Source organism: Paenibacillus rubinfantis, assembly GCF_001486505.1.
Classification (GTDB): domain Bacteria; phylum Bacillota; class Bacilli; order Paenibacillales; family Paenibacillaceae; genus Fontibacillus; species Fontibacillus rubinfantis.
This window is the reverse complement of record NZ_LN909066.1, coordinates 573,015-586,119: the sequence shown is the minus strand read 5'-3', so window position 1 is coordinate 586,119 and position 13,105 is coordinate 573,015. Positions and strand designations below refer to the sequence as shown.

9 protein-coding genes and 1 tRNA gene are annotated in these 13,105 nt (G+C 53.4%); 8 read left to right on the top strand and 2 right to left on the bottom strand.

What is annotated here, in order from left to right:
• Positions 1–88: 88 nt before the first annotated feature.
• Complete coding sequence (locus BN3277_RS20185) at positions 89–2,431, bottom strand: AraC family transcriptional regulator (RefSeq protein ID WP_059045826.1); 2,343 nt, start codon at positions 2,429–2,431, stop codon at positions 89–91.
• 134 nt (positions 2,432–2,565) lie between these two features.
• Between BN3277_RS20185 and BN3277_RS20180 the strand changes: the two genes are divergently transcribed.
• The 6 genes from BN3277_RS20180 (at position 2,566) to BN3277_RS20155 (ending at position 10,123) form a co-directional block, all read left to right on the top strand.
• Positions 2,566–4,077 (top strand): extracellular solute-binding protein, encoded by a 1,512-nt coding sequence (locus BN3277_RS20180; protein WP_059045825.1) that lies wholly within the window; start codon positions 2,566–2,568, stop codon positions 4,075–4,077.
• A 118-nt stretch (positions 4,078–4,195) separates the two neighbouring features.
• Entirely contained in the window at positions 4,196–5,749 is a 1,554-nt protein-coding gene (locus tag BN3277_RS20175) for an extracellular solute-binding protein (protein WP_059045823.1), read from the top strand.
• 27 nt (positions 5,750–5,776) lie between these two features.
• On the top strand, positions 5,777–6,748 hold the full coding sequence (locus tag BN3277_RS20170) for an ABC transporter permease (protein WP_059045821.1): 972 nt from the start codon (positions 5,777–5,779) through the stop codon (positions 6,746–6,748).
• Positions 6,748–7,623 carry a carbohydrate ABC transporter permease gene (locus tag BN3277_RS20165; protein WP_059045819.1) on the top strand — a complete coding sequence of 292 codons (876 nt, stop codon included), beginning with the start codon at positions 6,748–6,750 and terminating at the stop codon, positions 7,621–7,623. Before BN3277_RS20170 ends, BN3277_RS20165 begins: the two co-directional genes overlap by 1 nt.
• Before the next feature lie 57 nt (positions 7,624–7,680).
• Complete coding sequence (locus BN3277_RS20160; protein WP_059045817.1) at positions 7,681–8,808, top strand: glycoside hydrolase family 88/105 protein; 1,128 nt, start codon at positions 7,681–7,683, stop codon at positions 8,806–8,808.
• Positions 8,795–10,123: a glycoside hydrolase family 28 protein gene (locus BN3277_RS20155; protein ID WP_059045814.1), complete on the top strand. Its 1,329-nt coding sequence runs from the start codon at positions 8,795–8,797 to the stop codon at positions 10,121–10,123. The genes BN3277_RS20160 and BN3277_RS20155 overlap by 14 nt, the downstream gene beginning before the upstream one ends.
• Here the strand turns inward: BN3277_RS20155 and BN3277_RS20150 are convergent.
• Positions 10,120–10,902 (bottom strand): glycosyltransferase, encoded by a 783-nt coding sequence (locus tag BN3277_RS20150; RefSeq protein WP_059045812.1) that lies wholly within the window; start codon positions 10,900–10,902, stop codon positions 10,120–10,122. The two genes, BN3277_RS20155 and BN3277_RS20150, sit on opposite strands and share 4 nt — an antisense overlap.
• 202 nt (positions 10,903–11,104) lie before the next feature.
• On the opposite strand from BN3277_RS20150, the gene BN3277_RS20145 reads away from it, so the two are divergent.
• Both BN3277_RS20145 and BN3277_RS20140 read left to right on the top strand, forming a co-directional pair.
• A complete protein-coding gene (locus BN3277_RS20145; protein WP_059045811.1) occupies positions 11,105–12,724 on the top strand; it encodes a glycoside hydrolase family 5 protein in 1,620 nt (539 codons plus the stop codon).
• 92 nt (positions 12,725–12,816) lie between these two features.
• Positions 12,817–12,901: transfer RNA gene (locus BN3277_RS20140), tRNA-Leu, on the top strand.
• The last annotated feature ends 204 nt before the right edge of the window (positions 12,902–13,105 follow it).

Here is a 13,105-nt window from a genome sequence, read left to right as displayed (position 1 = left end):
CTATACTTATTACTTCATGAAGTAGTTTCATTTTAGTTCAGGAGATAAGATGCGTCTCGACTTTTTTGAGGATTTTTAATGAATGCTTCTAAATGGATTCACGAACCCCTCGGGTTGAAGGCGGGCCGGCCGTTTCCCGATACTGTCCCGGTGTCATTCCCTCCACTTTCCTGAAGGAGCGGATAAAATTTTGCGAGTTGTTATACCTGAGTTTGGCCGCGATCTCTTTCACAGGCATCTCTGTTTCGCGCAGCCAAGTTTTGGCCATTTTGAACCGGTACATGGTGAGGTATTCGCTGAAGGAGTAACCCGTTTCTTTCCGGAAAATGCTGCTGATATAGTTGGCATTATAATGAAGGCGGGCAGCGCAGGCCTCTAAGGTCAAATCGGCGTCGTATTCGTGCTGGATCAAATCGATGATTTTCTCCGAGATATTCTGATATTGGGCGTTTTGTCGGTTGTTAAAGATACGGCTCATCGGGTGAATCACCGTCGTCCAGAACCAGTCTTCGATCTCCGCTTTGGTGTGCAGCTCCAACAGCTCCTCAAATAAGGAGCCGCCCGATGGCCGAATCTGATGCAAGGCGATTCCCGCTTCCTGCATCATCACCAGCAGATTGTTGAGCAGGCGGGTCAGCGGAATTTGGTATTCCTGCGGCGTCAGTTCCTGGCTAAACAAGGAGTTAAACAACCGCGCGTTCACTTCCTTGGCTTTCTCCGTTTCCGCCAGCTTGATGGCGTCAAGCAGCTCGCTTTCCTTGTGCGTTGGGTAATTGACGTTCAGCACATGCTTGCCGGAGTTGATGTTCTCGTATTGAATGATCACACCGGTTCCTAGCTTGATCCGGTATTTCAGCGCTTCGATCCCTTCGCGGTAAGCGATGGATAACTTCGGAATGTCTTGAAAAGGCAGGCTTAACCCGATGCTGGATTGAAGCTTTAGACACTGGTGAATTTCATGCTGCAGCTTCTCCGTCCAAGCATAAACGGCTTGGCGAAACGCATCGGGCTCCTGCTCAGGGCTTCCGATCAACGTCACGATCGTCTGATCCATGATCACCGGAGCGAACCGGCTTTGGGGATCCAGCAACTCTTCAATGATATTTTGCGCGGCAAACAGCAGCAGGTTGAGATCCTTTTTGGCATAGGCCAGATCATCTGTGAAGTCGAGGGCCAAGGTGAACACCGCCATCGTTTGCCAAGCGTGAATCTGCTCCTGGTAACCGTATTGTTCAAGCTTCTCAAGCAATTGGCGTTTGGTGTAACGCCCCTGGAACGCTTCTATCAGGGAAAAAGCACGCACTTGCCGAATATGCTGACGAACTTCTGTTTCGAGCTGTGATTTGGATTGGAACAGACGATGATACTCTTCGCCGATCAGTTCAAATTCGTCGGCATGCCCCCGGCGAACATCGGTTTTACGGCGTCCGATCAAATTCAACAGGCGTTCGATCGGCGAATACATCCGGCGCGAACCAAACCAGGCCAACCCGATCGACAAGAGCAGCATCAGCAGGCAGATATAGAAGGTGAACAGCCCGATTTTACCCGCTTCCCGGGTCAGGCTGCCAATGGAGGTGACCGAGAGATACATCCATCCGTTCAGCTGGGAGCGCAAGTAGGTGACGGCATATTCCGTCTTGCCGATGTACGTCTGAAACTGCCCGGAAGGCTGGGCCTCATCCGCGAGCAGAGCCGTGTTTTCCCATCCGGTCTCCTCCAACTGCCGGCCGATCAGCGATGTATCGGGGTGCATCAGGATTTGCCCGCGCTCATTCACGACGATCACGTTGTTCGGCGTCTGGCTCTCCGTCGCCATAACGTCTTGCAGGCTGCAGGCGGGAATATTGGCCAGCGCCAGTCCGTATTTGTGCAGATTGGAGACCGGCAGCTTCTTAATCAGGCTGATGCTGTAAGGGCAAGGTGCAGAATCCGCGCTCTCCTCGCTATAGAACCAGGAGGACGGAGTCAAAATCCAGGAGGTATCATTGGGCGTATCAATCAGCTGTTCAAGCCTCTCGCGGTCCTTATACTCGCTCATCCGGTACAACCCGGAGTTCTTCACCATCCAGTCCTGCTGCAGGTTGATCAGGACGACATCCTCCAGCTTCGTATCGAAGGATTGCATGTTTCGGATTTCATTCCGCAGGTCGTTATATAGTTTGAAATCGCTTTCAGTTAACGGGTTTTGAAGAGCCTTTTTGAGTACGGTCGAGTTAACCACTTGATTTAACGTCTGGTTGACAGTCGTCAGCTTACGCTCTACATTTGAGTTAATTTGGGAAATCAGCTCGATTTGGCTTTGGTTGACGTTTTTTTGGATTTCCCGGGTCGAAGTCAGATAGGAAAACGTACCGATGAACAGGACGGGCAGCGTACTTACGGCGATCGTAAAAATCATCAGTTTGCTTAAAAAGCTTAAGGGTTTCACCAATATCAGCACCTGACCTTATCGATAAAAAGTCATTATGTTCCAGTGTATGATGTCTGTCAAATAATAGCAATAATCATCTCGTGAGGCAATAATCATTTTGTTCTATTCTTCGTTTTGGGAGGCTTTGACTCATGATTAGACGAACAAGCGGGATCCGCGGATTATCCGCTCTAGGGGGACTCCTGATCATCGTTTCTTTGCTGGTTGGGTGTATGAACCGGGACACGCATCTGCAGGCGACAACCGGGGAGGATCAGCCGTATCTGTCGATATTGGCGCCGCTTCACTTTCCGCAGCCGCCATCGAAGGAGATCATGGCTAAGATCGAAGAGTTGACCGATGTCCGGCTTGATCTCAGATGGGTACCGGAGGGCGTATACACCGACAAAATGATGACGGGGTTAACCACGAACTCGCTTGCCAAGGTTAGCTTCGTGAAATTTTCCGATTATCATCTGGTCAAGAACGCGATTCGTTCGGATGTCTTTTGGGAAATCGGGCCGTATTTGGCGGAGTTTCCGAACCTGAGCCAGCTGGACCCGGAAATCTTGGATCAGGCGGCCGTGGACGGAAAGGTCTACGGGGTATACACCGAACGTCCATCCTCCCGGCAAGGGATCATTTTACGCAAGGATTGGCTGGACCATCTTGGTTTGGAGGAGCCGAAGACGCTGGATGAACTATATGAAGTGCTTCGGCAGTTTACCTATGGTGATCCGGATGGCAACGGGAAGCAGGACACGCTTGGCGTCGTAGACCGGAACGATCTTGTGTACGGCATTTTTAAGACGCTCAGCTCGTATTTTGGCACGCCAAACAACTGGAAGATCGAGAACGGCCGGGTGATTCCGGAATTTATGACGGATGAATACATGAATACGATGAATTTTATGAAAAAGCTGTACGACGAGCAACTGATCAATCTGGATTTCCCTCTCACGAGCAAAGAGGTGCAGCGCGATCGGTTTATCCGCGGCGAGGCCGGCGTATTGATCGGAAGTATGACCGATGTGCAACGCCTTTCCATCGAAGCTCGGGCCATCAACCCAGACGCAGATGTTACGCTGGTGAATCGAATCCAGGGGCCTTACGGATATAAGGTATGGTCGATTCCGAACTTTAACGGGCTGTATCTATTTTCGAAGAAGATGATTCCTACGGAGCAGGATCTGCGGGTCGCGCTTCGGTTCTTCGACCGGACGATGGATCGGGATGTCGCCAATTTAATGATGTATGGATTTGAGGGCAGACATTATCGGACGGAGAACGGGAAGGTTATCCTGCCGGAGGAAACGTCGCAACTGCGGGTGAACGAGGTGAATCCGTTATACTCGCTGATGATCGCCGATATCGGCAACCCCAACCTGATGGAAGTCGCGCAAAAAGAGCAATTAACCCAAATCGCCGAACAGCTCAGCAAGGATAACGAAGCGTTCTTGGTTGACGATCCAACGGTCCGGCTGAGTTCGCCAACCTATGATGAACGGAGCGCGGAGCTGTCGACGATTATCGGCGATGCTACGTACAATTACATCCTGGGACGTCTCAACGCAGAAGGCTTTCAGCAGGAAATTGAACGTTGGAAGCAAAACGGCGGTCAAGCCGTGATTCGTGAATTTGAGGAAGCGCTATCACAACCATAATCATTTGATCAGATGCCTTGCAGAAAGCTGCCGTTATGAGGAAATGATTGTTTCCGTAACGCCGCCGTGACGATACCGTGGAAGGGTAAGCAATCCAAACCATGGGAGGTCCAAAGGTATGAAGAAACAATCATTCATCCTCATCCTGACCGCACTGCTATCGCTGAGCGTTGTGCTAGCCGGTTGTGGAAGCGCTGACAATAAGGGGAGCAGCAGCCCGGCAGCAACAGAACCTGCTGCGTCCACTGCGGACAACGGCGGGAATGCACCTGCCGAGGCGGAGAAACCAACGGAGATCACGATCATGCTGCCGTTAAATACGTCGGAGACGCCGCCGGATACGATCAAAACCGAGCTGGAGAAGCTGACGAACACGAAGCTGAACTATCAGTTTTTCCCGGCGGACACGTATGAAGAAAAGCTGAACACCGCATTTGCCACAGGCTCCTTACCCCAAGTGACCTACCTCAAAAACCAAACCACGTTTATTCAGATGAAAGAAGCGATCAAGGATGGGCAGTTTTGGGAAATTGGCCCCTACTTGACCGAATTCCCGAACCTCAACAAGTTAAAGCCGGAGATTTTAGGCAACACGAAGGTGGATGGCAAGCTGTACTCCCTTTATATCGGCAGACCGCTGGCGCGCCAAGGGATGATATACCGCAAGGACTGGGCGGATAAGTTAGGGTTGTCGGCTCCAGCGAATGTGGACGAATTGTTTGAAATGGCCAAGGCGTTTACGGAACAAGACCCGGACGGCAACAGGCAAAAGGACACGACCGGGATCGCCGACCGGAACGAGCTGGTCTACGGGGCGTTCAAGACGGTATCGGCCTGGTTTGGCACGCCAAACAACTGGGGCGAGAAGGACGGTGGGCTGCAACCGGAATTTATGTTCCCGCAATACATCGATACGATGGATTTCTTTAAGAAGCTGCGGGATAACGGCTACATGAACCAGGATTTTGCCGCTACCAGTAAAACCGATGCCGTCAATATGTTCACGAGCGGCAAGGCCGGGCTCTACATCGGCGGGTCCATGCAGGATATCGATTCGCTGAACAAGGATCTGATCAAAAACGCACCGGATGCGGTCCTTGATACGCACAGCATGGTGGCCGGTCCGGACGGGAAGTTCGCCCAATGGATGATTCCGGGCTACAACAATATTATCCTGTTCCCGAAATCGGCGGTGAAGGATGAAGCGGAGCTCAAGAAGATCCTGGCGTTCTTTGACAAGATGATGACGCCGGAAGTTGCCAATTTGATGTATTGGGGCATTGAAGGTACGCACTACACGGTCGTGGAAGGCAAAGCCAAGGTTTCGGACGACAAGGAATTGATCGAGCGCGAGGTGAAGCCGTTTAAGGACAGCGTGATCGGGGAGCCCGAGTCCAACGGCATGTACGAAAGCTACAACACCCTGCCGGGCCGGATCCACGCCGAAGAATTGATCAAGGAAAACGTCAAGGTGGGTGTGCCGGATCCAACCGCGGCGCTGGATTCGCAAACCTACACGGAGAAGGGCGTGGAGCTGCAGCAGTTGATTACGGATGCGACGTATCAATATATCTACGGTCAAATCGACAAAGCGGGCTTTGAGAAAGCGATCGAGCAATGGAAGAGCCGGGGCGGTTCGAAGATTATCGAGGAATATAACGCGGCGAGATAGGATTTTATGTGAGAGAGGAAGATACGTATGCATGAAGCAACCGCTCCATCCTCAGTCACGCCGAAGCTTCCGCAGCCCGGGAGAAGTACGAAGACCGGGCATCTCCGCAAGCGGCTGTGGAGAAATAAATGGCTGTACGTAATGCTGCTGCCCGGCGTGCTGTATTTCATCATCTTCAAATATTTGCCGATGTACGGGCTGATCATTTCCTTTCAGGATTACAAGCCTTATGACGGCATCCGGGGCAGCGAATGGGTGGGATTGGAGCATTTTCAGCGGCTGTTTACCGAGCCGGACTTTATGGTCATTTTGAAAAACACGGTGATATTGTTTGCGCTCAACCTGTTTATTTATTTCCCGGTGCCGATCATTCTGGCGCTGATGCTGAACGAGCTGCGCGGGAACTTCTTTAAAAGGCTATTCCAGACGTTCGTGTACTTGCCGCATTTCATGTCCTGGGTCATCATCGTGTCGATCACCTACGTGATGGTGACGATGGACGGCGGGATCCTCAACGAGCTGCTGGTGTACTTTGGCTTCGAAAAAATCAATTTCCTGCTGAATCCCGATTGGTTTCGGCCGATGTATATCCTTCAGGTCATCTGGAGGGAGGCCGGCTGGGGGACGATCATTTACCTGGCCGGCATGGCTGCGATCGATCCGGGTTTGTATGAGGCGGCACGCATGGACGGCGCCGGTCGGATGCGCCAGGTGTGGCATATTACGCTGCCGTCGATCCGGGGTGTGATCATTACGCTGTTTATTTTGAAGATCGGGCATGTGCTGGATTTGGGCTTCGAGCATGTCTATCTACTGCTGAACTCGATGAACCGGCAGGTTGCGGAGATCATCGACACGTATGTCTACACCGCGGGGCTGCGGCAGGGGCAATACAGCTACAGCACGGCGATTGGGTTCTTCAAATCCGTGATCGGCCTGATCCTCGTTATGCTGGTGAATAAACTATCCAAGAAATTCGGGGAGGAGGGCGTTTACTGATGGTAGAGGATCGATCGGTTAGCGGCCGAATCTACGCGGCGATTAATTTTACGCTGCTGGCCATCATTGCGCTGATTACCGTACTGCCCTTCGTACATGTCGTGGCTGGTTCCTTTACGACAAACGCGGAGCTGGCGGCCAACAAATTCGTGCTGATCCCCAAAGTGTGGAGCTTGGAGGCGTACCGGTTTATTTTTTCGACGAATACGATCTTTAAGGCGATGGGGGTCTCGGTTGGCGTGACGCTGATCGGCACGGTGTTCAGTATGCTGCTGACGGCGCTGATGGCTTACGGGCTGGCTCGCAAAGACCTCGATGGCCGAAGAACGATCAATTTCTTGGTCGTCTTCACGATGTTGTTTAACGGCGGGCTGATTCCTACGTTTCTGGTCGTCAAGGAGCTGGGAATGATCGACACGTACGCCTCTCTGATTATTCCGTCCTCGATCAGCGCGTTTAATATGATTATCCTGAAGAACTTCTTCCAGAACATTCCGGAGGGATTGGAGGAATCCGCGCGGATTGACGGGTGCAACGACTTTGGGATCATGTTCAAAATCGTGCTGCCGCTCTCGATGCCTGCAATCGCTACGATCTCCTTGTTCTATGCGGTCACGTATTGGAATACGTACATGTCGGCGATTTTGTATCTGAACGACAGCGCTAAATGGCCGATCCAGGTGCTGCTGCGGCAAATCGTCGTGCTGGCAAGCGGGCTGGACCATAGCGCCGAGCTGGACGGAACCGTGCCGCCGCCGGATCAGACGATCAAGATGGCGGTGATCGTGGTTGCCACTCTGCCGATATTGCTCGTGTATCCGTATCTGCAGAAGCATTTTGCCAAAGGGGCATTGCTGGGGTCGATGAAGGGATAGAACAGGGTGCATTATTCAATCTAGGTAATCCAATTCTGAGACGGAAGGAGTTTGGGAATGACGATGCTTGGTTCGGACACTCCGCTTACATGGGCGAGGAAGGCGTGCGATTCGCTGATGAACATCTATGTGGATGCGGGCACCCTGCCTCCCGCCCACCGATGGCATTACCATCAAGGGGTCTTCCTGTGCGGGATGGAGCAACTGTGGGAGGTGGTTCAGGACGAGAAATACATCCAGTACATTCAACAGTATGTGGATGATCTGGTGGATGAGCAGGGCAATTTCATGTTCGCCCGCGATGAGCTGGACACCGTACAGGCAGGTTTGCTGCTGTTCGCGTTATATGAACGGACCGGGTTGGCTAAATACCGGAGCGCGGCCGACAAGCTGCGCTACCTGCTGCTGACGCTGAACCGCACAAGCGAGGGCGGCTATTGGCATAAGGATAAGTATCCGTATCAAATGTGGCTGGATGGGCTTTATATGGCGGGTGTGTTTTCGTTGAAATATGCGAATACGTTTGGGGAAACGGGGCTTCGCGCGGAAGTGCTGCACCAGGAGAAGCTGATGCGTGAACATATGCGCGATGAGAAGACCGGCTTGCTGTATCATGCCTGGGACGAGAGCCGGCGGATGCCCTGGGCGGATCCACAGACCGGTTGCTCACCGGAATTTTGGAGCCGCTCGCTGGGCTGGTATGGCTTGGCGGTATCTCAATTTCTTGATTTGCTGCCGGCAGAGGAGCCGGGGAGAGTGGAGCTTGCGGAGGTGTTATCGAGTTTTGTTCGCACGCTGATCCGTTATCAGGACAAGGAAAGCGGGCTCTGGTATCAGGTGGTCGACAAAGGCGAGCGGCCCGATAACTGGCTGGAAACATCGGGCTCCTGCCTATTTGTCTATACGTTAGCCAAGGCGGTGCAGCAAGGCCTCGCCGGTGAGGAGGCCCGACAAGCCGCGGTGCGGGGATATGAAGGGCTGATCCGGGTCGTGGAAGAGGACGACAAAGGCCGGCTGGTGCTGCCGGATATCTGTATCGGTACCTCGGCCGGCGATTACGATCATTACGCGGCGCGGCCGAAAGTGAAGAATGATTTGCATGGCGTTGGCGCCTTCGTGATGGCCTGTGCACAAATGGAGATCCTGCTTAATCGAAGGGAGAACCAAGCCGATGTGCATGTATAATATCGTCGATTACGGGGCGTTGAAGGACAGCGGGGTAGCGGCAACGGCAGCGATCGCCGCCGCGATTGCCGCCGCAAGCGAAGCCGGAGGAGGCACGGTGGTCGTGCCGGCCGGGACGTTTTTGACGGGGGCGATTTTCTTGAAGAGCCATATCGAGCTTCGGCTAAGCCCGGGGGCGGTATTGTCCTTCAGCACCAACCCGGACGATTATCCGCTGGTGGGATCAAGGTGGGAAGGGGTTCAACGGGAGGTCCATGCCTCCTGTATCTACGGGGAGGACCTCGAAAACGTAGCCGTAACGGGAAGCGGCTGCTTGAACGGGAACGGGCAGCCCTGGTGGGAGAAGCATCGGTACCGCCCGGAGGAGCTGCAGTACCCGCGTCCCAAGCTGATCAGCTTCGACCGCTGCCGACGGGTGACGATCAGGGACGTCCAACTGATCAACTCTCCTAGCTGGACGGTCAATCCGATTTGCTGCCGCGATGTGACGATCGACAATGTGTCGATTCTAAATCCGGCGGATTCCCCTAATACGGACGGGATTAACCCGGAATCGTGCTCGAACGTGCGAATTTGCAACTGCCATATCGATGTCGGGGACGATTGCATCGCGATCAAGGCCGGTACGGAAGAGACGGCCGTGCGGGTTCCCTGCGAGAACATCACGATTACGAATTGCACGATGATTCATGGTCACGGCGGCGTGGTGATTGGGAGCGAGATGAGCGGGAGGATCCGGAACGTAACGATCTCGAATTGCATCTTTCAGCACACGGACCGTGGCATCCGGCTTAAGTCTCGCCGCGGCCGCGGCGGGATCGTGGAGGATATTCGCGTCAGCAATATCGTCATGGAGAACGTGATCTGTCCGTTTATCATGAATCTGTATTATTTCTGCGGTCCACGCGGCAAGGAGAAGTACGTGTGGGACAAAAATCCTTATCCCGTCACGGAGGAAACCCCGCAGTTCCGGCGAATTCACTTCTCCAACATCACGGCGCGTGAGGTGCATGCCGCTGCCGGCTTCCTGTACGGATTGGCAGAGCAGTTTGTGTCGGAAGTTACCTTCGATCAGATTGAGATTTCGATGGCGAAGGACGCGGTTCCTGGCCGCCCTGCCATGATGACCGGGATCGAGGACATGGTGCGGCGCGGATTCTACTTGGGAAATGTCCGGGACGTGCGATTTAACCAGGTATCGATCGAAAACCACGAGGGCCCGGCTTTTGATATCGAAAATGGGGAGGATGTCGAACTGACGGCGTGCCGCTCCAAGCGGACCGCCAAGCCGGAGCCCTTAGTGGAGCGGCACTAGAAGAAGTTGGACAACACCCGTTTGATTTCGATGGGGTTTTCGATTTCCGGGCCGAAGAAGGTTTTGGAGCGCTGGCTGTCGTTCCAGGGCTCCAGCGTCATGGCATCGGTGATGCCGGGAAGCTTCCAGGCACTAACTCTTTCAAAAGTTGTCCCCGTATTTAAGGCATGGAGATGATTGATCCAAATCGGTTCTTTGACATGGATAAACTCATGGGGGACCTTCAACGCGTCACGCCAGCTGAAACTAGGCTTCTGTCCCCGAAGAAATGTCCCAACATCATGAATCGTCGCGCCGTAGCTTGGCAGCCAGAAGAAAAACTTGCCCATCCGGTGTTGCACCGAATCGTAAATATAGCCGTATTGGGGGACCAGTGCGGCTGTATTTTTTTTCGGCGTGTAAGCTTGCAGTTTGCGGATGAAGTCCTTGTGGTACATATCGTCGCTTGACAGATAAACCCGGTAGTAGCGTTCATACCCGGCGACGTCTTCGGCAACATGGGCATAATAGTCCCTTGGCGTTACAAACTGAATATTCGCGGGTAGAGGCGCATACCGTTTGAGGACTTCCCGAATGATATGCTCGGAAGCAGGATCGTAGATTACATAGCAGGAAAAATTCTGCGAGGTTTGCAACTGCAAGCTTTTTCGGGTATAGGTCATGAACAGCGCCAGCCTCTTCTCAATCCAGTTTCGCGTGGTCCGTTCCGGGGTTCCCCCCCAATCATTAAAATGAATCTCAACGATCAGTTTTGTTGTTTTGCTCAGATGCTCTGTCATAGCGGTTGGGCCTCCTTTAAGTTTATATTCTGAGGGTAGTATCCATCCTTCTAGCATCTTATGCGAGAATCTGATTTTGGTATGGACAGGAGGGATGCACTTTTCGGGTAGAGGGCTCAAATATCGGGAACCCCCGTTCTTAAAGGGAGAGGGTGCTATAATGATTGGCGTAAAACCGATCAACAGCGGGAGGAGACATACGATGCACGAAAAAACGGATCGCTCGCGGGTGAAAGGCTTTCTCCGCGCAGAGGGATCAAAAATCGTCAACGGAGATGGAGAGGAGATTCTGCTAACGGGCTGGGGATTGGGAAATTGGCTCCTATGCGAAGGATATATGTGGTTGTCCCACAACCCCCGGTTCGACCGTCCGCGCCGGATCGAGGCGGTCATTCGGGAATTGGCCGGAAAACCGTATGCCGAGGATTTCTGGAAGCGTTTCCGCGAAAACTATGTGACCCGCGAGGATATTCGGCGGATGGCGGAGCAGGGATATAATTCTGTACGCATCCCTTTTGGGTGGAGGGTGCTGATGGAGGACGAGCCGGGCATTCGCTGGAAAGAGGACGGGTTTGCATTGATCGATCGCTGCCTGGATTGGTGCGAAGAGTTTGGCGTTTATGCCTTCCTGGATTTGCACGGCGCACCGGGCGGGCAGACCGGAGCCAATATCGACGATTCGGTAGACGATTTCCCCCGGCTTTTCACCGATCAAGACAGCTGGGACAAAACGATCGAGCTATGGAAGGAGCTGGCCCGCCGGTACCGCGACCGCTGGATTGTTGGCGGGTACGACTTGTTAAATGAGCCGATCCGCCCCGGTCTGATGGAAGGGAAACACGAGGATTTTCTTGTTCGGCGATTGGCGGCATTTTATGATGAGGTGATCGCAGCCATCCGGGTGATTGATGACCGGCATTTGCTGTCCGTGGAAGGGCATCATTGGTCGACGAATACGTCCGTGTTCTATAAGCGGTATGACCCCAATATGGTCATTCACTTCCACCGTTACGCTTGCCGGCCTGGCAAAGAAGCCTACGAGGAGTTTCTAGCGCTTTCCGAGGCGTTGGATCAACCATTATGGCTCGGCGAGACCGGGGAGAACGAGCTGGAATGGTTTGCGGCCATGTATCCGCTGGCTTTGTCCCTGGGGATCGGCTACAATTTATGGCCGTGGAAGAAGATGGAGCGGGCTACCTCGCCGTATACCGTCAACAAACCCGAGGGCTGGGACGAATTTCTGGCCTACACCGAAGGCGGAGCCCGGCCGAGTTATGAGAGCGTGCAGCGCATTCTCGATGCGTACTTGGAGAACATCAAGGTCGAGAATTGCACTCCGCGTCCGGAAGTGACGGCGGCGGTTTTCCGCAAGCCGGGTTGCCGGGTTCGCGGCACGGATTTCGATGAATTACCGGGCAAAGGCATCTCCTTCAGCGGACGTCGCACGGAGGGAAACATCTATAAATATCGGGCCCAAACCGGCATGAAGATCGTACCGATCTCGGACCAGCCTCAACCGAAAAAGTTCGGGTTCGACAGCGGGTGGCAGAACCTGGCGCTGGAGCTAGCGGACGGCGAGTTTGCGGCCTATTCGTTCAACGGCATCGAATCGGGGAATACGGTGACGCTGGAACTGGTTTGCAGAGATACCGCCGTCGTCACCGTTAGGCAGGATGGGGCCGAGAGAACGCGTGCCGAGCTGTCGCCAGCGAGCGAGGGAATCCGCCGCGTTAGCACCCCGCTTGGTCGAGCTGCCGAGACCACGTTGGTCGTCAGCGTCCAGGGGGGGCCCATCGAACTGCATTCCGTCACAGTGGAATAAAAAAGGGTTGACTCTTTTCGCGGCGCATGATATTTTATATCTTGTCGCCGCGAAAAACGGTTTATATACTTTCGCGACAGATATAACGCTAAGCGGTCGTGGCGGAATTGGCAGACGCGCACGGTTCAGGTCCGTGTGGGCTAACCCCCCGTGGAGGTTCGAGTCCTCTCGACCGCATCCGTGAAACAGAAAAAAGCTCTTGAATTCTCCTGTAGAATTTGAGAGCTTTTTTTACATACTAGGATTAAAGAATGAGCAGTTTGATTCAACCTTTTCGTGCGCTCTTTGCATCATTATCCCGTTGGATCAGGGGGAGATCTTCTGAGCGAAAGGGATAATCGTCAAAAGAGGTCTGCGAGAGAGAGGGAATGGATCACGAAT